We start from the raw sequence: 22,850 nt of genomic DNA on the forward strand, positions 1-22,850 counted from the left end.
ACTTACTTTAGTGTGAGACTCTTGATACTTTTGCTTTTCCCGGCCCATCCCGAAGAACGGACCGGAGTCGCTGACCGCATCAAGCGCCCACACTTATCGGCTGTAAATTTTTAAAGATCGCTCGCTGAAACCGCCGTAAAACAACGACTTGCTATCCGGCGTTTTCTGCGTCACTGCGTCAGCAGCAGAGAAACGAGATTATGAAGAATCTTTTTCGCTTCGTCAACCCTTTTTTTGCATCACTGCTCGAAAGCTGCCGACTCCGCGCCGCCCGTTTCTGCGGCGGCCTCCACTGCCCGGACGCCTGTTTCATCACGTCCGTACTGCGAAGGGGGCGAATCTTACCCCCCACCACCGCCATCGCGCAAGGGGGCGCGTAGAAAAATTTTCGATCTCCGCCGCCACAGGGCGGCGGTGTAACCCTCGGATCTACTTGTTCGTGAAGACCGGCTTGCGTTTTTCGATGAACGCCGCCATCCCTTCCTTCTGATCTTCCGTCGCAAAGAGCGCGTGGAACATGCGGCGCTCGAAGTGCACGCCTTCTGCAAGCGTCGTCTCGTACGCGCGGTTCACCGCCTCCTTCGCCATCATCACCGCCGCAAGCGAGTGGCCGGAAATCGTATTGGCCGCTGCAATGGCCTCATCGAGCAGATCGGCGGCAGGAATCACACGCGACACGAGTCCGGCGCGCTCTGCCTCGGTCGCATCCATCATGCGCGCCGTAAGGCACAGATCCATCGCCTTCGCTTTCGATACCGCGCGCGGCAGGCGCTGCGTTCCACCCGCGCCTGGAATCACGCCAAGCTTGATCTCCGGCTGACCGAACTTCGCCGTGTCAGCCGCAAAAATCATGTCGCACATCATCGCCAGCTCGCAGCCGCCACCCAGCGCAAAACCCGCAACCGCAGCGATGACCGGCTTGCGAATCGAGCGGATCGTCTCCCAGTTGCGCGTGATGTAGTCGCCCTTGTAGACGTCGATGAACGTGTAGCTCGCCATCATGCCGATGTCTGCACCGGCCGCGAACGCCTTTTCGCTGCCCGTGATAACGATCGCGCCAATCTCATCGTCGGCGTCGAACGACTTCAGCGCAGCGCCTAGCTCGTCCATCAGCGCATCGTTCAGCGCGTTCAGCGCCTTCGGCCGATTGAGCGTGATCAGACCGACTTTGCCGCGCGTCTCAACCAAAATATCCTCGTACCCCATACCCCCTCCTTCAACGAAAGAAAAGTCGTTCGAAAAATCTTTTACGACAAATTTTGACTAATGCTAACATTTACCAACCAACCGGTCGGTTAATGAGCCGGCGCAGGTTCCATCCAACTTTTCATCTGCCTGCGCCATGACAAATCCTTTGTTCGCCAAGCACGAAGCCATGCTGCAAAAGGCGGTTGCCGCCATCGAAACCCGCGGCTACTGGAGCCCGTTTTCCGAGATGCCCAGCCCGAAAGTGTACGGGGAAACAGCCAGCGTCGATGGTGAAGCCGCGTTCAAAGCACACCTGAACCGTACCTTCGAACTAGACCAGCCGACGACCGGCGAAACCGTCGGCAGCGAAGCGTCGCCGTTCGGTTTCGCGCTTGGCGCACGCTATCCGAAGTCAACACCCGACCAGCTCATCGCCGCAGCCGAGGAGGCCCGGCGCGACTGGCGCGTCGCGGGCCCGCGGGCCTGGGTGGGCGTGAGCCTCGAAATCCTCGAGCGCCTGAACCGTGCGAGCTTCGAAATCGCCTATAGCGTGATGCACACCACCGGCCAGGCCTTCATGATGGCGTTCCAGGCCGGCGGCCCGCACGCCCAGGACCGCGCGCTCGAAGCCATCGCGTACGCCTGGGATCAGTTGCGCCGCATCCCGGCCGACACGCACTGGGAAAAGCCACAGGGCAAGAACCCGCCGCTCGCGATGCGCAAGCGCTATATGGTCGTGCCGCGCGGCACCGGCCTCGTGCTCGGTTGCTGCACGTTTCCGACATGGAACGGCTACCCCGGCCTCTTCGCCGATCTGGCCACGGGCAACACGGTCATCGTCAAACCGCACCCGGGTGCGATCCTGCCGCTCGCGATCACCGTGCGCATTGCGCGTGACGTGCTGCGCGAAGCGGGCTTCGATCCGAACGTGGTCACGCTGCTTGCCACCGATCCCAACGACGGCGCGCTGGTCCAGGCGCTCGCACTGCGCCCCGAAATCAAGCTGATCGACTTCACGGGCAGCACGCAGAACGGCGACTGGCTCGAACAGCATGCGCATCAGGCTCAGGTGTACACGGAGAAAGCCGGCGTCAATCAGATCGTGATCGACTCCGCGGACGACCTGAAGGCCGTCGCGCGCAACATTGCCTTCTCGCTCTCGCTCTACTCGGGCCAGATGTGCACGGCGCCGCAGAATATCTATGTTCCTCGCAACGGCATTCGCACGGCCGAAGGTCACATCAGCTTCGAAGCGGTCGCCCAGGCGATTGCGGGCGCGGTCCAGAAGTTCGTGGCCGATCCGGTCCGCGCCGTCGAGGTGCTCGGTGCGATCCAGAACGAAAGCGTCACGGCGCGTATCGACGAGGCGCACAAGCTCGGCCCCGTTCTCGCCGACAGCCTGACGCTCGAACATCCCCAATTCGCCGGCGCGCGCGTGCGTACGCCGCTCGTACTGTCGCTCGACGCCGCGCGCGACGATGCATCGTTCACGCGCGAATGGTTCGGCCCGATCTCGTTTGTCATCGCCACCGATTCGACCGCGCAGTCGCTCGCCCTGGCCGGCTCGATCGCGCGGGATCACGGCGCACTGACACTTTCCGTCTATAGCACCGACGATGCAGTCATAGAAGCCGCACACGAAGCTGCGATCACGGGCGGCGTGGCGCTCTCGATCAACTTGACAGGTGGCGTGTTCGTCAACCAGTCGGCGGCGTTCTCCGACTTCCACGGCACCGGCGCAAACCCCGCCGCGAACGCCGCGCTGGCCGACGCCGCTTTCGTGGCGAACCGCTTCCGCGTCGTTCAAAGCCGCGTCCATACTGAACCCAAAGCCGCACCGGTTGCAGCTGGCTGAACGGCATATGCCGTTCGGGCTAATAGCGTCCGGCTCTCTCATCCTCTCTAATGAAGGGCATGAGCGCACTCACGCGCGCCTGCCCGAGGTATCCAAGATGACCGAAGCCTATGCCTGCGACGCGATTCGCACCCCGTTCAGCCGTTACGGCGACGCATTGAAAGACGTCAGCGCAGACGACCTCGGCTCCGCGCCGATCCGCGCGCCCGATATAGCAACAGCCGGCGGCGCGATCACGCTCGGTCATCGGCTCGGCGCATCGGGCGCGCGGCTCGTGACGACCGCGCTTTATCAGTTCGAACGCACGGAAGAACGTTACGCGCCGTGCACGATGTGTATCGGCGTCGGCCAGGGGATCGCCCTCGCCATCGAACGCCTCTGACACGAACGTGCAGCACCGACCCGCCGCCGTGCGCAACACGCGGCGGCCTCAGGAGAAAAGGAGAGACCCGATGCCCTACGATGCGATCCGTGTCGAGACCGACGCCGCCACGCACGTCTCGACAATCACGCTGAACCGTCCGGACAAGCTCAACAGCTTCACGCGCGCCATGCATCGCGAACTCGCGGCGGCACTCGACGAAGTCGTCGCCGCTGGCGCACGTGCGCTGGTGCTGACCGGCGCAGGCCGCGGCTTCTGCGCAGGCCAGGATCTCGCGGACCTCGACTTCACGCCCGGCGCGATGACCGACCTCGGCGTGTTGATCGACGAGCATTTCAATCCGCTGATCAAACGCTTGCAGGCGCTGCCGATGCCCGTCATCGCCGCCATCAACGGCACCGCAGCCGGCGCGGGCGCGAATCTCGCCCTGGCCTGTGACATCGTGCTCGCCGCGCGCTCGGCGAGCTTCATTCAGGCATTCGTCAAAATCGGCCTCGTGCCCGATTCGGGTGGAACGTGGTTCCTGCCGAAGCGCGTCGGTATGGCGCGAGCACTCGGCCTCGCGATGACGGGCGAGCGCCTGTCCGCCGAGAAAGCGGAAAGCTGGGGCCTCGTCTGGCAAGTGACCGACGACGCCGAACTCGCGCCATCCGCCGCCGCCCTCGCCGCGCAGCTCGCGAAGCAGCCGACGCGCGCCATCGTCGCCACACGCGAAGCGATGCGCGCCTCGGCCTCGCAGACGCTCGAGCAGCAACTCGATCTCGAACGCGATCTCCAGCGCGAACTCGGTGCCTCGCACGACTACGCCGAAGGAGTTCGGGCGTTCATCGAAAAGCGCGCACCGCGCTTCGAGGGCCGCTGACATGTCCTCACCACAGTCCAAACCACTCGCCATGCCACACACCTTGCCCGCCGCCATGACGCCCGACGAACTCGCACGCGCCACCGCGCAAGCCATGTACGACGCAGACACCTGCTCGCGCGCGCTCGGCATCGAACTGCTGGAAATCCGCGCAGGCTACGCGCGCCTTTCCATGACCGTGCGGCCCGAGTTCCTGAACGGCCATCGGATTTGCCACGGCGGCCTGATTTTCACGCTCGCCGATTCTGCGTTCGCGTTCGCCTGCAATTCGTACAACGTCAACACCGTCGCAGCCGGCTGCTCGATCGAGTTCCTCCGCCCGGTCCAGCCCGGCGACGTGCTGACGGCTGAAGCCGTGGAGCAGATCCTCTCGGGACGCAACGGCATCTACGACATCAGCGTGACGAACCGGGCGGGCGAGATTGTTGCGCTCTTCAGAGGCAAGTCCGCGCAGATTCGCGGCAACGTCATTCCGGTAGCCGGGTAAGCCGCGTTTTCTCACCCGGTTTTGCATTCACCCAACCGACGCACCCAGCAGCGCACCGAAGGCTCAGGAGATACCGATGACACAGACGCTGCCGCTCGAAGCAATCGAAACGGCCGGCCGCGACGAACTCGCGACGCTTCAGCTCGACCGGCTGAAATGGTCGCTGAATCACGCGTACGAGAATTCGCCGGTCTATCGCCGCAAATTCGATGAAGCCGGCGTGCATCCATCGCAGTTGCAGTCGCTCGCCGATCTCGCGCGCTTTCCGTTCACGACCAAGCAGGATCTGCGCGACAGCTATCCGTTCGGGATGTTCGCCGTGCCGCAGGAGCGGATCGCGCGCATCCACGCGTCCTCGGGCACGACCGGCAAGCCGACCGTGGTCGGCTACACCGCACGCGACATCGACACCTGGGCCAACCTCGTCGCACGCTCGGTGCGCGCGGCGGGTGCCCGGCCCGGCGACAAGGTCCACGTGAGCTACGGCTACGGCCTCTTCACCGGCGGCCTCGGCGCGCACTACGGCGCCGAGCGCGCCGGACTCACCGTGATCCCGTTCGGCGGCGGCCAGACCGAAAAACAGGTTCAGCTGATCCAGGACTTCCGTCCCGACATCATCATGGTGACGCCGAGCTACATGCTCGCCATCGCCGACGAAATGGAGCGCCAGGGCATGGATCCGGCGCGTTGTTCGCTGCGCCTCGGCATCTTCGGCGCCGAGCCGTGGACGAACGAGATGCGTGCCGTCATCGAGAAACGCGTCGGCATCACCGCGCTCGACATCTACGGTTTATCGGAAGTCATGGGCCCGGGCGTCGCGGCAGAGTGCGCCGAAACCCGCGACGGTCCGACGATCTGGGAAGATCACTTCTACCCCGAGATCGTCGATCCGGAAACGGGCGAAGTCTTGCCCGACGGTGAATTCGGCGAGCTGGTGTTCACGTCGCTCACGAAGGAGGCGCTGCCCGTCATCCGCTACCGCACGCGCGACCTCACGCGTCTTTTGCCGGGCACGGCGCGCACCATGCGCCGCATGGAGAAGGTCACGGGCCGCTCGGACGACATGCTGATCATCCGCGGCGTGAACCTGTTCCCGACACAGATCGAAGAGCTGCTGCTCCGGCAGCACACGCTCGCGCCCTACTACCAGATCGTCCTCACGAAGGACGGGCCGCTCGACGTGATGACGCTCCACGTAGAACCGTGCCCCGAGAGCGCACCCGACGGCGCCGCGCTCGAAATTGCGCGCAAGGCGCTCGCGCACGACATCAAGGCGTTGATCGGCGTGACGGCAATCGTCGAGGTACTGGAGGTCAACGGCATCGAGCGGTCGGTCGGCAAGGCGCGCCGCGTCATCGACAAGCGCCCGAAGTGAGCCCCGAAGTAAGCCCTTTCAGTCCTTTAGGCGCTTTAAGCCCTTCTTCGAGGCCGCATCCGACAAAAAAGCCGGCATACACCGGCTCTCCGTTGCATCCGATTGCGACACGCTCAGGAATTCGGGAACAGCAGCCACATGCGGCCGCCCTGCTTCATCTTGCCGGCCAGATCGCCGGCATCGTCGCCGAGGCCCCAGAAGTAGTCGGCGCGCACGCCGCCCTTGATCGCCGTGCCCGTGTCCTGTGCGAATACGAGACGGTTAAGCGGCGTATTCGTGAGCGGTCGCGTGGTCTGCAGGAAGACCGGCGTGCCGAGCGGAATCGCCGACGGATCCACCGCGATGGATCGCTCCGGCGTAAGCGGCACGCCGAGTGCGCCGATCGGGCCATCGGCGCCGCCTTGCGGCGCGCTCTCCGAGCCCGGCATTTCGCGGAAAAAGACGAAACGCGGATTCGTGTCGAGCAGCGCGTCGACACGCGACGGATTCGCGCGCGCCCAAGCCTTGATGCCCTGCATCGTCGCCTGCGCGGGCGTGAGTTCGCCCCGATCGAGCAGCCACTTGCCGATCGAACGGTACGGCTGGTTGTTGGTTCCGCCGAAGCCGACGCGCATCACGCTGCCGTCCTCCATCAGAATCCGGCCCGAGCCTTGCACCTGCAGGAAGAACGCTTCGATCGGATCGTCGACCCAGACAAGCTCATTGCCATTGAGCACGCCCGAGCGCTCGAGCTGCGCGCGCGTCGGCAGCGCGGCGCCCGCGCGATAGCCGGAAGGCCAGCGATAAAGCGCCGTCTGATAAACGCCGCGACGCACGCGCGAGCCGTGCAGCAACGGCTCGTAATAGCCGGTTACCAGGCCGTCGAGCGTGCCGTCGCTGTTGGCGAACTGGAACGGCGTGAAATAGGATTCGAAGAAGGTGCGCGCGCTTGCTGCGTCGAGATCGTCGAGTCCGGAAGCCGCGGCGCACGCACGCAGCCAGCGCGGATCGCGCGCGAGGCGCGTGCAGTTCGCTCGCAACGCGGCGGCGGCGCCGATCAGCGAATCGTCCTGCCAGCCCGGCACCTGCTGCCAGGCAACCGGCGTGAGGCGCTCGGTGGCGATCTGGGGAGGCACGGCGGCCGCACCGCCCGGCGGCGAGGTCCGCACGTAGCCTGTGCCGCCGCAAGAGGCGAGCAACACGGCAAGCGCTGCACCGCCGATCCACGCGCCGATACGCGCAAAACCCGCGAAACCTGCAAAACCCCGCTGCGGGCCGGCCTGCCGCCCGGTCACACCGGTCACACCGGTCACATCGGGCGCATCACGCTCCGCACGGAACCCGGGCGTGAGCCCGCGATTGCGCGTCAATGCGAGCGCCCAGGCGCTCATCGAAGCTCGCATACAATGTCTGCTCTTACGGGATACCGCCATGTCTGATCTGCTCGACGAATATCCGATGCTCATGTTTGGTCTGGAAGCATTGCTCGCGCTATTCCTGCTGATTTTCATCGTTGTATGGACCGCATCGGGCAGGAAGAAGCGCTCTGCGCACGACCGGCGTCAGGACTAGGAGACGGTCCACGCGCGCGCGGGTTCAATGCAGCGTGCGCGGCATGCGCAGGACAAATTCGGCAACGGGCGTCTCGAAGCGCTCGCCATCCTCGGCGACGCAAAAGTACTCGCCGCCCATCGTGCCGACGGGCGTGGCAATCACGGCCCAACTCGTGTATTCGAACTGCTCGCCGGGCTTGAGCAGCGGCTGGTGCCCGATCACGCCGAGCCCCTTCACTTCCTGCACATGGTTTTCGCTGTCGGTGATGATCCAGTGGCGCGCGATCAACTGCGCGCTCACCTGGCCGGTGTTGCGGATGGTCAATGTGTAGGCGAACGCGTACTGCCGGCGTTCCGGGTCCGATTCGTCGGGCAGGTAGCGTACCTGCGAGGTCACGCTGAATTGATACTGGCTCATCCTGATTCCGGTCGGTAACGCGGGACCACGCATGGAGCGAAGACCCGCCAGCCCCGCGCACCCAGGCGGCGCGGGCATCTCCCGCATCGGGCTCTGGTTTCGCATTCTGCTTCATGCGGCGGGCAGCCGCAACCGTGCACGCGACCGGGCGCACCGCACGCCCCGCCGCGGCGCATGCCGTCGCGCACCCGGGCGGCGTTGCGCAGCGGCGCCGGCCACGCACGCATGTAACGGTAAAATAACGCTTTTCTGTCCGCCTCCGATTTCGTCATGACGCAATTCCATATCGCTCCCAGCATCCTGTCCGCCGACTTCTCGCGTCTTGGCGAGGAGGTCCGCAACGTCGTCGCAGCGGGCGCCGACTGGATCCACTTCGACGTGATGGACAACCATTACGTGCCGAACCTCACCATTGGCCCGCTCGTGTGCGAGGCGATCCGCCCGCACGTCGACGTGCCGATCGACGTCCATCTGATGGTGCGTCCCGTCGACCGCATCGTGCCCGATTTCGCGAAGGCCGGCGCCAACCTGATCAGCTTCCATCCCGAAGGCTCGGATCACATCGACCGCACGCTCTCGCTGATCCGCGAGCACGGCTGCAAGGCCGGCCTCGTGTTCAACCCGGCCACGCCGCTCAACTACATCGATCACGTCATGGACAAGCTCGACCTCGTGCTGATCATGTCGGTGAATCCGGGCTTCGGCGGCCAGTCGTTCATTCCCGAAGCGCTCAACAAGCTGCGCGAGGCGCGCGCGAAGATCGACGCCTACACGGCGCGCACCGGCCGCGAGATCCATCTGCAGATCGACGGCGGCGTGAAGGTCGACAACATTGCCGAAATCGCGGCGGCGGGCGCCGACGCCTTTGTCGCGGGCTCGGCGATCTTCGGCAAGCCGGACTACAAGGCCGTGATCGACCAGATGCGCGCGCAGCTCGCCACGGTGAGCGCCGCGCAATGACCGCACCTATGAGCGCACCGACAAGCGCACCGACAAGCGCGCCGATCGCGTTCGCCGCGCCGCGTATCGAGGCCGCGCTGATCGACCTCGACGGCACGATGGTCGACACGGCCGACGACTTCGCGGCGGGCCTGAACGGCATGCTGGCCCAGATCGACGCCGAGGAGACGACACGCGAGGAAGTGATGGGCTTCGTCGGCAAGGGTTCGGAGCACCTGATCCGCAGCGTGCTCGCGCAGCGCCTGCCCGAGGACGACGCCCAGTCGCGCTTCGAGGAAGCCCTCGCGCTCTACCAGGACGAGTACGCGAAGATCAACGGACGGCACACGCGTCTGTATCCGGATGTCGTTGCGGGGCTCGCCGCGCTGCGCGACGCGGGCGTGCGGCTCGTGTGCGTGACGAACAAGCCGCATCGCTTCGCCGTCGAACTGCTGGAGCAATACGGGCTCATCCGGTATTTCGAGGCCGTGCTCGGCGGCGACAGCACGCCGAAGAAAAAGCCCGATCCGCTGCCGATGCTCACGGCCTGCGCCAGGCTCGGCGTGGCGCCGCAGGCGGCCGTGGCGATCGGCGATTCGGAGAACGACGCGATTGCGGGCCGCGCGGCGGGCATGGCGACGCTTACGGTGCCTTACGGCTACAACCACGGCCAGCCTGTACAACAAATAAAATCGGATGGTATAGTTGCCACGCTGCTCGACGCCGCGAAGGCCATCGCAGCACACAATCTTCTGACCTAAGTGATCAACTGACCGTCACCTTTCCTCATGTTTCTCAATAAAAAACGGAGTCTGGGCAGCATCGACCGGGGAGCCTGGCCCTGGCGTCGCTGGTCGCACTAACCTCTGCCCGCTGCCGAGGTTCGCTGAAGCACCGTGTCGTTTCGCCTTCAGCACCGTTTTTTATTTCGCTGCGCTTTCGCGCATTTCTCGTTTTCAGACTGTTGCGGTCACTCACCTGCCGGCTCACGGGCCGCTGGCGTTGGTCGTGCCTGCGTGTCGCATCGCTTTATCCGGCGGGGCGGAGAGCGCAAGACGGCAACGCCGCGCCTGTCCTGGACGTCGAGTAACATCCGCACATCGGCGCCTTCGCATCCGGGCGCCGGGATCGCGAGCGAGCGCAGCGCCAAAAAGCGGCCTGATGGCAACCGCGAGGCAACTGCAAGGCAACCCACGGCAACCCCAAAGCAGCCCCGCAGCAACCCAAACGCAGCACCAAGGCACTCGAACCAGTCGCCATCGCGCTTGTCCGCCGCGCCCTTCAGCGCCGCGACCGGCCGCACGAACAGGAAGGATCGGAACATGACCGAACTCGAATTCCAGTCCCTCGCCAACGAGGGTTACAACCGCATCCCGTTGATCGCCGAAGCGCTCGCCGATCTCGAAACACCGCTCTCGCTCTATCTGAAGCTCGCCCAGCCCGAACGCGCGGGCGCCAACTCGTTCCTGCTCGAATCGGTGGTGGGCGGCGAGCGGTTCGGCCGCTATTCGTTCATCGGGCTGCCCGCGCGCGCGTTGATCCGGGCGCGCAGCGGCGTCTCCGAAGTCGTGCGCGACGATCAGGTAATCGAAACGCACGAAGGCGATCCGCTCGAATTCATCGCGCAGTTCCAGGCCCGCTTCAAGGTCGCGCAGCGCCCCGGCCTGCCGCGTTTTTGCGGCGGCCTCGCGGGCTACTTCGGCTACGACGCAGTGCGCTATATCGAGAAAAAGCTCGCCGATACCGCGCCGCCCGATGATCTCGGCCTGCCCGACATCCAGTTGCTGCTCACCGAGGAAGTCGCCGTGATCGACAACCTCGCGGGCAAGCTCTATCTGATCGTCTACGCCGATCCGCAAACGCCCGAGGCCTACACGAAAGCGAAGCAGCGCCTGCGCGAACTGAAGCAGCGTCTGCGCACGACCGTGCAGCCGCCGGTCACGTCGTCGAGCGTGCGCACCGAGATCTTCCGCGAGTTCGCGAAGGACGATTACCTCGCCGCCGTGCGCCGCGCGAAGGAATACATCGCCGCGGGCGAACTGATGCAGGTGCAGGTCGGCCAGCGCCTCACGAAGCCGTATCGCGACAATCCGCTGTCGCTCTATCGCGCGCTGCGCTCGCTCAATCCGTCGCCGTACATGTACTACTACAACTTCGGCGATTTCCACGTCGTGGGTGCGTCGCCGGAAATTCTCGTGCGCCAGGAACAGCGCGGCGAAGACCGCATCGTGACGATCCGTCCGCTCGCGGGCACCCGGCCGCGCGGCAACACGCCCGAGCGCGACGCCGAACTCGCAACCGAACTGCTGAACGATCCGAAGGAAATCGCCGAGCACGTCATGCTGATCGACCTCGCGCGCAACGACGTGGGCCGCATCGCGCAGATCGGCTCGGTCGCCGTGACCGACAAGATGGTCATCGAAAAGTACTCGCACGTTCAGCACATCGTGAGTTCGGTCGAAGGCACGCTCAAACCCGGCATGAACAACTTCGACGTGCTGCGCGCGACGTTCCCGGCCGGCACGCTCTCAGGCGCGCCGAAGGTGCGCGCGATGGAACTGATCGACGAACTCGAACCCGTGAAGCGCGGCCTGTACGGCGGCGCGGTCGGCTACCTCTCGTTCAACGGCGAGATGGATCTGGCGATTGCGATCCGCACCGGCCTCATCCACAACGGCAATCTGTATGTGCAGGCCGCCGCGGGCATCGTCGCGGATTCGGTGCCCGAGTCCGAATGGCAGGAAACCGAAAACAAGGCGCGCGCCGTGCTGCGCGCCGCCGAGCAGGTGCAGGACGGCCTCGACAGCGACTTCTGAGCGGAGATAGACCATGTTGCTCATGATCGACAACTACGATTCGTTTACCTACAACATCGTCCAGTACTTCGGCGAACTCGGCGAAGACGTCCACACGTATCGCAACGACGAAATCACCCTCGACGAAATCGCCCGTCTGAATCCCGAGCGCATCTGTCTGTCGCCGGGCCCGAGCAACCCGCAGCATGCGGGCATCACGCTCGGCGTGCTGCGCGAATTCTCCGGCCGGATTCCGATTCTCGGCGTGTGCCTCGGCCATCAGGCGATCGGCGAGGCGTTCGGCGGACGCGTCGTGCGCGCGAAGACCATCATGCACGGCAAGGTGAGCCAGATCGAAACCGACTGCAAAGGCGTATTCGCCGATCTGCCCAAGCACTTCAGCGTGACGCGCTATCACTCGCTCGCCATCGAGCTCGAGTCGCTGCCCGACTGCCTCGAAATCTCCGCGTGGACCGAGGACGGCGAGATCATGGGCGTACGCCATCGCGAGCTTGCCGTCGAAGGCGTGCAGTTCCATCCTGAATCGATCCTCTCGGAACACGGCCACGCGCTCCTCGAGAACTTCCTCAAGCAATCGAAGCGCACGGGAGCCGTACGCGATGCATAAGCACGGAGACGACATCATGATTACCCCGCAGGAAGCGCTGCAGCGTACGATCGAGCACCGCGAGATCTTCCACGACGAGATGCTGCATCTCATGCGTCTCATCATGCGCGGCGAGCTTTCGCCGGTGCTCTCGGCCGCCATCATCACGGGCTTGCGCGTGAAGAAGGAAACCATCGGCGAGATCGCGGCCGCCGCCACCGTGATGCGCGAATTCGCGAACCACGTCGAAGTGAAGGACAACTCGAACTTCGTCGACATCGTCGGCACGGGCGGCGACGGCGCGCACACGTTCAACATCTCGACGGCGGCGATGTTCGTCGCCGCGGGCGCGGGCGCGAAGGTCGCCAAGCACGGCAACCGCGGCGTGTCGAGCAAATCGGGCAGCGCGGACGTGCTCGAAGCGCTCGGCGTGAACATCGACCTGCAGCCCGACCAGGTGGCCGCCTCGATTGCCGAAACGGGCATGGGCTTCATGTTCGCGCCGAACCATCATCCGGCGATGAAGAACATCGCCGCCGTGCGCCGCGAACTCGGCGTGCGCACGATCTTCAACATCCTCGGCCCGCTCACGAATCCGGCCGGCGCGCCCAATCAGCTGATGGGCGTGTTCCACCCGGATCTGGTCGGCATCCAGGTGCGCGTGATGCAGCGGCTCGGCGCGAAACACGTGCTCGTCGTGTACGGCAAGGACGGCATGGACGAGGTCTCGCTCGGCGCATCGACGCTCGTCGGCGAACTGAAGGACGGCGCCGTGCACGAGTACGAAATCCATCCCGAGGACTTCGGCCTGCAGATGGTGTCGAACCGCTCGCTGAAGGTGGAAAACGCCGACGAATCGAAGACGCTGCTGCTCGGCGCGCTGTCGAACGAGCCGGGCGTCGCGCGCGAGATCGTGGTGCTGAACGCGGGCACGGCGCTCTATTCGGCAGACGTGACGGCGTCGATCGCCGACGGCATCCAGCTCGCGCGCGAGACCATCGCAAGCGGGCGCGCCCGCGCCAAGATCGACGAACTGGTACGCTTCACGCGCCAGTTCAAACGCTGAATTCAAACGCTGAATTCACACGCTGAAACCGGTACGAATGACGGACACACCATGAGCGACATCCTCGAAAAGATCATCGCGGTCAAGCGCGAAGAAGTGCGCGCCGCCGAGCAGAGCGCGCCGCTCGAAGCCCTGCGCCTCGAAGCGTCGTCGCGCGATCTGCGCGACTTCGTCGGCGCGCTGCGTGCAAAACACGCGAACGGCGAGGCGGCCGTGATCGCCGAAGTGAAGAAGGCGAGCCCGTCGAAGGGCGTGCTGCGCGAGCACTTCGTTCCCGCCGACATCGCGCGCTCCTACGCGCAGCACGGCGCGGCGTGCCTCTCCGTGCTCACCGACGTGCAGTTCTTCCAGGGCAGCGCCGCGTATCTCGAAGCGGCGCGCGCCGCATGCACGCTGCCCGTGCTGCGCAAGGACTTCATCGTCGACGCGTATCAGATCCTCGAAGCGCGCGCGATGGGCGCCGACGCGATCCTGCTGATCGCCGCCGCGCTCGATCCGGGCCAGATGCGCGAACTCGAAGCGTACGCGCATTCGCTCGGGCTCGCGGTGCTCGTCGAAGTGCACAACCGCGACGAACTCGACCACGCGCTCACGCTGAAGACGCCGCTCATCGGCATCAACAACCGCAATCTGCGCAGCTTCGAAACGACGCTGCAAACGACGATCGACATGCTCGAAGACGTGCCGGACGACCGCATCGTCGTGACCGAGTCGGGCATTCTCTCGCGCGCCGACGTCGAGAAGATGCGCGCGCTGAACGTGCATACGTTCCTGGTCGGCGAGGCGTTCATGCGCGCGGAGCAGCCGGGCGTCGAACTCGCCCGCATGTTCTTCTGAGGACGGAACCCGAACATGGCCATCGAGCGGGAAATCAAGCTCGCGCTGCCGCACGACGAAGTGGATGCGGCGCTCAGGCTCTTCGCGTCGCGCGCGGGCACGACGGGCCGCGCGGTGCGGCTGGAGAACATCTACTTCGATACGCCGGCGCTGACGCTCGCGCGCGCGAAAAGCGCGCTGCGGCTGCGGCGCACGCCCGATGGCTGGCTGCAGACGTTCAAGACGGCCGGCGTCGCGCAAAACGGCCTGCACGCGCGGCACGAGTGGGAAATGCCGGTGGCAGGCGAAGCGCTCGAAACCGCACGGCTCCTGCGCGAATGCGACGATGCGGGCGTCGCGGACGTTGCGACGGCGCTGGCCGATGCGGCTTCGTCATTGATCGCCCTCTTTCGCACCGATTTCACGCGCACGTTGTGGATGCTCGCAGTCGACGGCGCGCAAATCGAGGCGGCCGTCGACCAGGGCGAAATCACCGCTGACGTGAACGGCGAAACACGCCGCACGCCGATCTGCGAAATCGAACTGGAACTGAAAGCCGGGGACGAAGCCGCGTTGCACAAGCTCGCCGCGCAACTCACAGCCGAACTGCCCGGGCTCGCGCCCGAGAACATCAGCAAGGCGCAACGCGGATATCGGCTACGCGAAAATTGAGCGCGGTGCGTGGGGCGATTCATGTTTGTGCGGCCCCTGTGCGCCGCCCCCCCTGCATTGCCCCTTTTTTCGCTGCATTGAATCACCGCGCGTTTGCTGCGACACTTGCCGCCCATGACTTCCACGAAACGCTCCCGCGCGGCGGCTCCGGTGCAGGCCTCGCTCTTCGACAACCTCGTCACCGCACCATCGCAGGCCGCACACGACGACATGCAGGCACCCGAGGTCGATCCGCGTCAGATCTCGCTGTTCTCGCTTTTCGACGACGACCAGCCGACGCCCATCCGCACCGCTGCGCCCAAAACAACGAAAAGAAGGCAAACGACGCAAACGACGAAACCCCGGACCATGCCGACGTCTCCCATAGCACCCGCGCCTGCAGAACGCCTGGAAGACCAGTTCGACGCCCTGCCCGCCGCGTGGCGCGATCTGCTGCAGCCGTTTCTCGCAAGCGACGCCTGCGCGCCGCTCTGCCGTTTCGTCGATGAAGAACGCGCTGCGGGCAAGACCGTCTATCCCGCCGATGTGTTCCGCGCGCTGCGCCTCACCTCGCCCGACGACGTGAAAGTCGTGATCCTCGGCCAGGACCCGTACCACGGCGAGGATCGCGGCACGCCGCAGGCGCACGGGCTCGCGTTTTCGGTGCCGCCCGGCGTGCGGCCGCCGCCGTCGCTGCGCAATATTTTCAAGGAGATCGCGGCGAGCCTCGGCATTGAAGCACCGGAGCACGGCTGTCTCGACGCGTGGGCGCGCCAGGGCGTGCTGCTGCTCAACACGGTGCTGACCGTGGAGCGCGCGAATGCCGCGAGCCACGCGAAGCGCGGCTGGGAACGCTGCACCGACACGCTGATCCACGAACTCGCCACGCGCCACGAACATCTCGTGTTCATGCTGTGGGGCGCGCACGCGCAGGCCAAGCGCGCACTCGTCGAAGGCCGCGCGCATTGCGTGCTGGAAGCGCCGCATCCGTCACCGCTTTCCGCGCATCGCGGTTTTCTCGGCTGCGGGCATTTCGCGCAGGCCAACGCGTACCTCGAATCGCAGAGCCGCACGCCGATCGACTGGCGTCTGCCCAACAAGGCCGAAGTGCTCGCCTGAGTCCGCACGCGCAGCGGCTTCCCGAAGCGCGCCGACGAAAAAAAACGCCACGAAAACTGCATTCGTGGCGTTTTTGCTTTCCAACCGAGGCAAAACCAAGCAAACCCAGACAGAACTTACGCGGCGGCAATCGCCTCGCGCGCGCTCGCGAGCGCGGCACTCGCGGCGTCCGGCCCCAGGTTCAGGCCTTCGGCGTAGATGAAGTTCACGTCGGTCATGCCGAGGAAGCCGAGGAACGTCTTCAGGTACGGCGTCTGGGTGTCGTTCGGGGTGCCTTGATACTTGCCGCCGCGCGCCGACACCACGTACACCTTCTTGCCCTTCACGAGACCTTCCGGACCGTTCGCGGTATAGCGGAACGTGACGCCCGCACGCGCGATCCAGTCGAAGTAGGTCTTGAGCTGCGACGAGATGCCGAAGTTGTACAGCGGCGCGCCGATCACGACGATGTCCGCGGCCTGCAGTTCCGCAATCAGCGCTTCGCTGCGCGCGGCGATGGCCTGCTGCTCGGGCGTGCGCTGCTCGGCCGGCGTGAAGAACGCGCCGAGGATGGCGTCGTCCAGGTGCGGCAGCGGCTCGGCTTGCAGGTTGCGCGAGACGATTTTCGAACCGGGGTTCGATTGTTGCAGGCGGGTCGTCAATTCGTTGGCGAGCAGCGTCGACTGCGCGCCTTGCGAGCGGGCGGCGGAATTGATCTGCAGGATCGTGGTCATGGTGGCTCCTTCGGGTATCAGTTGCGCAAGGTTGCGCGAGTGGAGCCATTGTGTTGATTTGCCGTACACCGAAAAAGTAGTCCGGCGACGACGGATTGTTGCAGCAGCGGAACGATCGCAGGCATAAAAAAAGCGACGCTGTGCGCCGCTTTTGTCCGATTTTTGCCGCCGCGCGTGCTTTTGCGCGCCGCTCAGACGCCGAGCCAGCGCTCGCGAAACGTGCGCGGGCCCGTGCGCTTGTCGGCGGCGGCGAGCTTGTAGCGCGCGCGCTCCGGTGCGTCGAGCGTGAGCCGCACGACACGCAGTTCGTCGCGGCGGAACGCATGGATCTCGACCTTCGCGCCCGGCTGATAGCGCGCGAGCAGGCTGTCGAGATTCGCGCCCGTCACGCGCAGGCCGTCGAGCGCCATCAGCACGTCGCCAGCCGAGAGCCCCGCCTTTTGCGCCGCGCCGCCCTCGAAGACGACCGACAGCACGGCTTCCGCGCCGCCGCGCAAACGCGCACCGAGTGACGGCTTCGCGCCGCGCTCCGGCTCGCCGTCGAGCGACACGCCGAACGGCTCGAACAGTTCCGCGAGCGGCAGATCGCGCGTGCTGTTCACCGCGCCGTGAAAGAGGCTGCCGAGCCACACGCCGGTCGCTTCGGCGATCAGCGCCTCGACGTCTTCCTCGCTCACGCCGACCGGCTTGCCGCGATAGAAATCGCGCCCGTAGCGCTGCCACAAGAGGCGCATCACATCGTCGAGCGATTTGCGGCTGTTCGTCTCGGCGCGGATCGCGAGATCGAACGCGAGCGCCACCAGCGAGCCCTTCGTGTAATAGCTGACGATGGCGTTCGACGCGTTTTCGTCCTGGCGGTAGTACTTGATCCACGCATCGAACGAGCTTTCCGCGATGGTCTGCTTCAGGCGTCCCGTGCCGCGCAGCACGCCGCCGACCGTCTTGCCGAGGAGACCGAAATAGTCGTCGGCGGAAATGAGGCCGGTGCGCACGAGCATCAGATCGTCGTAGTACGACGTGAAGCCCTCGAACAGCCACAGGAGCGACGTATAGTCCTCGCGCGTGAGGTCGTACGGCACGAACGCAGCCGGCTTGATGCGCTTCACGTTCCAGGTGTGGAAGTACTCGTGGCTGCAGAGGCCGAGATACGTGCGATAGCCTTCGCTCATCTCCGTCCTGCCCTTCACGGGAAGATCGGTGCGGTTGCAGACGAGCGCGGTCGAGGCGCGGTGTTCGAGCCCGCCGTAGCCGTCGCTCACGGCCTGCGTCATGAACACGTAGCGTTCCATCGGTGCGCGTTTCGTGCGCGGCTCGAAGAGCGCGATTTGCGCTTCGCAGATCCGCTTGATATCCGCGACGAGACGCGCGGTATCGAGCCCGGTCACGCGGCCCGCGATCACGATGTCGTGCGGCACGGCGTACGCCTCGAAGCTCGCGAGCAGGAATTCGCCGAGCGTCACCGGATGGTCGACCAGCTCGTCGTAGCTCGAAGCGACATACTCGCCGAAGCCGTAGCGCTTGGTGCCACGCGCCTCCGTCATCGCGGTCGCGACACGCCAGTGGCGAAACGCATGGCCCCCGGGGCGCTGGATATCGACGATGCACTGTGCGTCTTCCCGGCCAATCGCCGCGAGAAATACGCTCGTGCCGTTGAAGAAGCCGACCGTGTCGTCCAGATGCGCCGCGCGCACCGAGAGATCCCACGCATACACCTCGTAGCGCAACGTCAGCGCGCCCTTCACCGGCGCGACCTGCCACGTGTTCTTGTCGCTCTTGGTCACGCGCACCTTGCGGCCGGCGTCGTTGAATGCGCGCAGCGTGACGATGTTGCGCGCGAACTCGCGCACCATGTAGCTGCCCGGAATCCACACGGGCAGCATGAAGCGCTGGCCTTCGGGCGCGGGATCGTCGACGGTGACGCTCACCTCGAACAGATGTGCGGCGGGTTGCTTCGGAACGATGGTGTATCGGATCGGCTTCATCGGCTGGATGGGTGACGGTGGTTCAGGGAGCGCACCTGGCGGCTGGCCCGCGGCGCGGCGCGAACGGCCCGGGCATCGCGGTTTGCGCCTCGGGCACGCGCTTCAGATAGGGAAACAGCGGCAGATGCGCGAGTCCGGGTCGAATGGCGGGCCCGAAAAAAACACCGGCCGCAGTAGCGGCCGGTGGGATCGGATCGACTTCAGTGCGTGTCGCTCAGTTCGCGCTCAAGCCGGTTCGCATCGACCGCGCCTGGCAGACGGCGGCCATCGGCAAGAATCACGGTTGGCGTGCCGGTCAGATTCATCTTCTCGCCGAGCGCAAGATTGCTGTCGAGTGCGGTGGTGTTGCAGTTGCCCGCAGCCGTCGGCGCGCGGCGCTCGAGCATCCACTGCTCCCACGCCTTGCCGCGATCCGCCGAACACCAGATCTGCTTCGCCTTGACCGACGAATCAGGGGTGAGAATCGGGTAGAGGAACGTGTAGACCGTGATGTTGTCGACCGACTTCAGCGAGTTTTCGAGCTGACGGCAGTACGAGCAGTACGGGTCCGAGAACACCGCGATCTTGCGGCTTCCGTTGCCCTTCACGACCTTCACCGCGTTCGCGAGCGGCAGACTCGCGAAATCGACGCGGTTGATTTCGGATCGGCGCGCCTCGGTGAGATTGCGGCCGGTCTTCATGTCGACGAGATCGCCGAGCAGGACGTATTCGCCCTTCGCGTCGGTGTACACGACCTGCGTGCCGAGGTTCACCTCGTAGAGGCCCGCCATCGGCGCCTTCGTGATGCTCTTGATCTCGGTGTCGGAACCGAGGCGCGCCTGCAGCGTGGCCTTCAGCTTGTCGGTGGCCGGATCGGCCTTCGCCGAACAGCCGAGCACGGTGCTCGCCGCCGCCAGAATCAGCGCGGCAATCCGGATTCGCGTTTGCATGAGTGACTTCCTGTTTCGACCGCGCGCGGCTCGCGCACGCCCTTATCCTGTGTGAGTGGCAACACCGCAGCAGCTTACCGCGCGGCCGTTGCGCCTGCACCGTTTCGCCGCCGCGCTTTGTTACCTCGGCCACATCGGCCACATCGGCCATTCTGAAACCGCCGTGGCCGTGCAGCGACCGCTATTCCCACCACGCCGCCCGGCGGCCAGGCGCGCGACAGCGCCGCACGCGCGGCTAGCCCAGTGCCGAAGCGACGAGCCAGCGCTTGATGAGCGGTTGCCCGCCGACGAACGCCATGCCCGTGTTGCGCACGGCACGCGCAATCGTACCGGGAATCGAGAACAGCCGCTGAAGACCATCGGTCGCAACGATCAGCTTGCGGATGTCCTCGCGGCGGCCGCGCTCGTAGCGGCGCAGCAGCACCGTGTCGCCGAGGTCGCGGAACGCTTCCTTGCCCGCGATGACGTCGACGAGCGCCGCCACGTCGCGCAGACCGAGGTTCACGCCCTGCCCCGCGAGCGGATGGATCAGGTGCGCGGCATCGCCCACCAGCGCGACACGCGGCGCGATCAGCCGGTCGACGGTCTGCAGCGCAAGCGGGAAGCCCTGCGCGGGCGTCACGCACTCGAGCGTGCCGACCTGCTGCTGCGTCACGCGCTCGACTTCGGCTGCGAGCTGCTGCGCATCGAGCTTGACGAGCGCCGCGGCGTGATCCGTTTCCGCAGACCAGACGAGCGACACATGCTGGTTCGGCAGCGGCAGGAGCGCGATGATCTCGCCGTCACGGAACCACTGCAGCGCCGTTTCGCCGTGCGGTTTCGACGCGCGGAAATTCGCGACGACACCCGTCTGACGATACTCGCGCCGCTCGACGCCCGAGCCGATCTGCGCGCGCACCCACGAATGCGCGCCATCGGCGCCCACGGCGAGGTCAGCTTCGATCGTGCGGCCATTGGCGAGGCCGATCACGGCAGCGTCCGGCTTGACGTCGAACGTCTGCGCGCGCGAATCGATCCACGTGAGATTGGGCTGGAAGCGCAGCGCGGCATCCAGCGCGCGCTCCACGACCGACGATTCGACGATCCACGCGAGCTGCGCGACGGACGCCTGATACGCCGAGAAGTGAAGCTCGGCGGCGGCATCGCCGAACACGCGCATGTCGTAGACGGGCGTGATCCGCGCGGCGTCGATGGCCTGCCAGACCCGCAGCCGCTCGAACAGCGACTGCGAGCTGCGTGAAAAGGCGTAGACGCGTGCGTCGAACACGGCGCCGGCAGGAAGGGGGGCACAGGGTTGCGCAAGCAGGGCGACGCGCAGGCCGCTCTGGGTCAGCGCGAGCGCGGCGGACTTGCCGACAAGCCCGCCGCCGATCACCGCGACATCGAAAGTCTGATTGGTTGCTGTCATTTGCGCATTATAGCCGCGGCCATGGCCGCCCAAGTGCTGTGCGGGCAGGGCTTGCGGGGCCGTAAACGGCACGGCTGGGGCGTCGCTGCGGTGCCTTGAAGGGCGCACACGGCGGACCCGCTGCGGCGTGCACGCAGGCGACGAGCGGCCCACGGGCGGCTCGCTTCCTCAGCACGCACTCAGCGCGCACCTAGCCCGCGCCCAGCGCGCGCTGCATTGCCGCACGGAGCGCTCAAATGCGGCGTGCATGCCGCAACCGGCGCGCGCTGTCGTCCGGGCGAACAGGTGCGCACTCAAAGCAGCGCCCGGACAAGGTTACAATTGCGGTTTTGGGTGACCCGCGTCACTCTCCCGACGTGCCGCCTGCGCCCGCTCCGCCGCCCCCCGCGCGGAATGCGGCCGCCCCGATCCGGCGAGCCGCACGTCCCCACCCTGATATGCAGAGAATTTCATGAGCCTCCAATGCGGCATCGTCGGCTTGCCTAACGTCGGCAAGTCCACCCTGTTCAACGCGCTGACCAAGGCGGGCATCGCCGCCGAGAACTATCCGTTCTGCACGATCGAGCCGAATGTCGGCGTGGTGGAAGTGCCGGATCCGCGCATCGCGAAGCTCTCCGAGATCGTCAAGCCCGAGCGCGTCGTGCCGGCCGTCGTCGAGTTCGTGGACATCGCGGGCCTCGTCGCGGGCGCGAGCAAGGGCGAAGGACTCGGCAACCAGTTCCTCGCCAACATCCGCGAAACCGATGCGATCACGCATGTCGTGCGCTGCTTTGAAGACGAAAATGTGATCCACGTCGCGGGCAGGATCGATCCGCTCGCCGACATCGAAGTCATCAACACCGAACTCGCACTCGCCGACCTCGGCACCGTCGAGAAGTCGCTCACGCGCTACTCGAAGGCCGCGAAGTCGGGCAACGACAAGGAAGCCGCGAAGCTCGCCGCCGTGCTGGAGAAGGCGCGCGCGCAGCTCGACCAGGCGAAACCGGTCCGCGCGCTGAGCCTCTCGGAAGACGAACAGGCGCTCCTCAAGCCGTTCTGCCTCATCACCGCGAAGCCGACGATGTACGTGGCGAACGTGAAGGAAGACGGCTTCGAGAACAACCCGCACCTCGACGCCGTGCGCAAGTACGCTGAAGCCGAGAAATCGCCGGTCGTCGCCGTGTGCGCGGCGATCGAAGCCGAAATCGCCGATCTCGAAGACGAAGACAAGGCCGCATTCCTCGCCGACATGGGCATGGACGAGCCGGGCCTCGACCGCGTGATCCGCGCGGGCTACAAGCTGCTCGGGCTGCAGACGTACTTCACGGCGGGCGTGAAGGAAGTGCGCGCGTGGACGATCCACGTTGGCGACACCGCGCCGCAAGCGGCCGGCGTGATCCACACGGATTTCGAGCGCGGCTTCATCCGTGCGCAGACCATCGCGTTCGACGATTTCATCTCGTACAAGGGCGAGCAAGGCGCGAAGGAAGCCGGCAAGATGCGCGCCGAAGGCAAGGAATACGTCGTGCACGACGGCGACGTGATGAACTTCCTGTTTAATGTTTGAGTTGAAATGACGGGATGAGCGTTTCTCACTCGCTCTGATGTCCCCCCGATAAGCCCGCGATTCTGAACTGACCCCACGAAGTTGGACGGTTAAATAGCTAGGTGGGCAAGGCCTGAGTCCTGTACTGCACGGGGCTCAGGCCTTTTAGTTTGAGCTTGATGCGCTCGTGGTTGTAGTAGT

General features: G+C 65.4%; 24 protein-coding genes. 15 read left to right on the forward strand and 9 right to left on the reverse strand.

Annotated features, from left to right (window positions below):
* Window positions 1-429: 429 nt before the first annotated feature.
* Window positions 430-1,206, reverse strand: coding sequence for an enoyl-CoA hydratase (locus tag EPN59_RS06910; protein WP_293036526.1), 777 nt, complete (start codon window positions 1,204-1,206; stop codon window positions 430-432).
* 136 nt (window positions 1,207-1,342) lie between these two features.
* On the opposite strand from EPN59_RS06910, the gene paaN reads away from it, so the two are divergent.
* The 5 genes from paaN to paaK all read left to right on the forward strand — a co-directional run bounded on the left by paaN (window position 1,343) and on the right by paaK (window position 6,149).
* Complete coding sequence (paaN, locus tag EPN59_RS06915; protein ID WP_293036528.1) at window positions 1,343-3,043, forward strand: phenylacetic acid degradation protein PaaN; 1,701 nt, start codon at window positions 1,343-1,345, stop codon at window positions 3,041-3,043.
* A 97-nt stretch (window positions 3,044-3,140) separates the two neighbouring features.
* Window positions 3,141-3,425 (forward strand): hypothetical protein, encoded by a 285-nt coding sequence (locus EPN59_RS06920; RefSeq protein ID WP_293036530.1) that lies wholly within the window; start codon window positions 3,141-3,143, stop codon window positions 3,423-3,425.
* 70 nt (window positions 3,426-3,495) lie between these two features.
* Entirely contained in the window at window positions 3,496-4,287 is a 792-nt protein-coding gene (paaG, locus tag EPN59_RS06925; RefSeq protein ID WP_293036532.1) for a 2-(1,2-epoxy-1,2-dihydrophenyl)acetyl-CoA isomerase PaaG, read from the forward strand.
* Window positions 4,288-4,342: 55 nt separating this feature from the next.
* Window positions 4,343-4,774, forward strand: coding sequence for a hydroxyphenylacetyl-CoA thioesterase PaaI (paaI, locus tag EPN59_RS06930; RefSeq protein WP_293045764.1), 432 nt, complete (start codon window positions 4,343-4,345; stop codon window positions 4,772-4,774).
* 76 nt (window positions 4,775-4,850) lie between these two features.
* Window positions 4,851-6,149, forward strand: coding sequence for a phenylacetate--CoA ligase PaaK (gene paaK, locus EPN59_RS06935; RefSeq protein WP_293040799.1), 1,299 nt, complete (start codon window positions 4,851-4,853; stop codon window positions 6,147-6,149).
* A gap of 113 nt (window positions 6,150-6,262) precedes the next feature.
* Here paaK and EPN59_RS06940 read toward each other — a convergent pair whose 3' ends face one another.
* Window positions 6,263-7,594, reverse strand: coding sequence for an MltA domain-containing protein (locus EPN59_RS06940; RefSeq protein WP_293040801.1), 1,332 nt, complete (start codon window positions 7,592-7,594; stop codon window positions 6,263-6,265).
* Between EPN59_RS06940 and EPN59_RS06945 the strand changes: the two genes are divergently transcribed.
* Window positions 7,560-7,700 carry a hypothetical protein gene (locus EPN59_RS06945; protein ID WP_293040802.1) on the forward strand — a complete coding sequence of 47 codons (141 nt, stop codon included), beginning with the start codon at window positions 7,560-7,562 and terminating at the stop codon, window positions 7,698-7,700. The two genes, EPN59_RS06940 and EPN59_RS06945, sit on opposite strands and share 35 nt — an antisense overlap.
* Before the next feature lie 24 nt (window positions 7,701-7,724).
* On the opposite strand, the gene apaG is transcribed toward EPN59_RS06945, so the two are convergent.
* Entirely contained in the window at window positions 7,725-8,099 is a 375-nt protein-coding gene (gene apaG, locus EPN59_RS06950; protein WP_293040804.1) for a Co2+/Mg2+ efflux protein ApaG, read from the reverse strand.
* Between the two features lie 270 nt (window positions 8,100-8,369).
* Here apaG and rpe point away from each other — a divergent pair, with 270 nt between their 5' ends.
* Together rpe and EPN59_RS06960 are read left to right on the forward strand one after the other, a co-directional pair.
* Window positions 8,370-9,059, forward strand: a complete 690-nt coding sequence (gene rpe / locus EPN59_RS06955; protein ID WP_293040806.1) for a ribulose-phosphate 3-epimerase — start codon at window positions 8,370-8,372, stop codon at window positions 9,057-9,059.
* Between the two features lie 8 nt (window positions 9,060-9,067).
* Window positions 9,068-9,799: a phosphoglycolate phosphatase gene (locus EPN59_RS06960; RefSeq protein ID WP_293040808.1), complete on the forward strand. Its 732-nt coding sequence runs from the start codon at window positions 9,068-9,070 to the stop codon at window positions 9,797-9,799.
* Window positions 9,800-10,008: 209 nt separating this feature from the next.
* On the opposite strand, the gene EPN59_RS06965 is transcribed toward EPN59_RS06960, so the two are convergent.
* Window positions 10,009-10,362: a hypothetical protein gene (locus EPN59_RS06965; protein WP_293040810.1), complete on the reverse strand. Its 354-nt coding sequence runs from the start codon at window positions 10,360-10,362 to the stop codon at window positions 10,009-10,011.
* Here EPN59_RS06965 and trpE point away from each other — a divergent pair.
* The 6 genes from trpE to EPN59_RS06995 all read left to right on the forward strand — a co-directional run bounded on the left by trpE (window position 10,361) and on the right by EPN59_RS06995 (window position 16,092).
* Complete coding sequence (trpE, locus tag EPN59_RS06970) at window positions 10,361-11,854, forward strand: anthranilate synthase component I (RefSeq protein WP_293040812.1); 1,494 nt, start codon at window positions 10,361-10,363, stop codon at window positions 11,852-11,854. The genes EPN59_RS06965 and trpE overlap by 2 nt on opposite strands.
* A 13-nt stretch (window positions 11,855-11,867) precedes the next feature.
* A complete protein-coding gene (locus EPN59_RS06975) occupies window positions 11,868-12,461 on the forward strand; it encodes an aminodeoxychorismate/anthranilate synthase component II (protein ID WP_293040814.1) in 594 nt (197 codons plus the stop codon).
* A gap of 13 nt (window positions 12,462-12,474) precedes the next feature.
* Window positions 12,475-13,506, forward strand: a complete 1,032-nt coding sequence (trpD, locus tag EPN59_RS06980; RefSeq protein ID WP_293040816.1) for an anthranilate phosphoribosyltransferase — start codon at window positions 12,475-12,477, stop codon at window positions 13,504-13,506.
* Window positions 13,507-13,557: 51 nt separating this feature from the next.
* Window positions 13,558-14,343, forward strand: coding sequence for an indole-3-glycerol phosphate synthase TrpC (gene trpC, locus EPN59_RS06985; RefSeq protein ID WP_293045761.1), 786 nt, complete (start codon window positions 13,558-13,560; stop codon window positions 14,341-14,343).
* 15 nt (window positions 14,344-14,358) lie between these two features.
* Window positions 14,359-14,994: a CYTH domain-containing protein gene (locus tag EPN59_RS06990; RefSeq protein WP_293032827.1), complete on the forward strand. Its 636-nt coding sequence runs from the start codon at window positions 14,359-14,361 to the stop codon at window positions 14,992-14,994.
* Window positions 14,995-15,342: 348 nt separating this feature from the next.
* Window positions 15,343-16,092, forward strand: coding sequence for a uracil-DNA glycosylase (locus EPN59_RS06995; protein ID WP_293032839.1), 750 nt, complete (start codon window positions 15,343-15,345; stop codon window positions 16,090-16,092).
* A gap of 116 nt (window positions 16,093-16,208) precedes the next feature.
* Here the strand turns inward: EPN59_RS06995 and EPN59_RS07000 are convergent, their stop codons facing one another.
* The 4 genes from EPN59_RS07000 to EPN59_RS07015 all read right to left on the reverse strand — a co-directional run bounded on the left by EPN59_RS07000 (window position 16,209) and on the right by EPN59_RS07015 (window position 21,124).
* On the reverse strand, window positions 16,209-16,805 hold the full coding sequence (locus EPN59_RS07000) for an NAD(P)H-dependent oxidoreductase (protein ID WP_293032829.1): 597 nt from the start codon (window positions 16,803-16,805) through the stop codon (window positions 16,209-16,211).
* 191 nt (window positions 16,806-16,996) lie between these two features.
* Window positions 16,997-18,787 (reverse strand): PDZ domain-containing protein, encoded by a 1,791-nt coding sequence (locus EPN59_RS07005; RefSeq protein ID WP_293032831.1) that lies wholly within the window; start codon window positions 18,785-18,787, stop codon window positions 16,997-16,999.
* A 200-nt stretch (window positions 18,788-18,987) separates the two neighbouring features.
* A complete protein-coding gene (locus EPN59_RS07010; protein ID WP_293032833.1) occupies window positions 18,988-19,716 on the reverse strand; it encodes a DsbC family protein in 729 nt (242 codons plus the stop codon).
* A gap of 235 nt (window positions 19,717-19,951) precedes the next feature.
* A complete protein-coding gene (locus EPN59_RS07015; RefSeq protein ID WP_293032835.1) occupies window positions 19,952-21,124 on the reverse strand; it encodes a UbiH/UbiF family hydroxylase in 1,173 nt (390 codons plus the stop codon).
* Between the two features lie 451 nt (window positions 21,125-21,575).
* Between EPN59_RS07015 and ychF the strand changes: the two genes are divergently transcribed.
* Complete coding sequence (ychF, locus tag EPN59_RS07020; protein ID WP_293032837.1) at window positions 21,576-22,670, forward strand: redox-regulated ATPase YchF; 1,095 nt, start codon at window positions 21,576-21,578, stop codon at window positions 22,668-22,670.
* Between the two features lie 97 nt (window positions 22,671-22,767).
* On the opposite strand, the gene EPN59_RS07025 is transcribed toward ychF, so the two are convergent.
* The coding region (locus EPN59_RS07025; protein WP_293032843.1) for an IS3 family transposase at window positions 22,768-22,850 on the reverse strand (83 nt) is incomplete at its 5' end.

It is taken from the genome of Paraburkholderia sp., assembly GCF_004298475.1.
GTDB classification, from domain to species: domain Bacteria; phylum Pseudomonadota; class Gammaproteobacteria; order Burkholderiales; family Burkholderiaceae; genus Paraburkholderia; species Paraburkholderia denitrificans.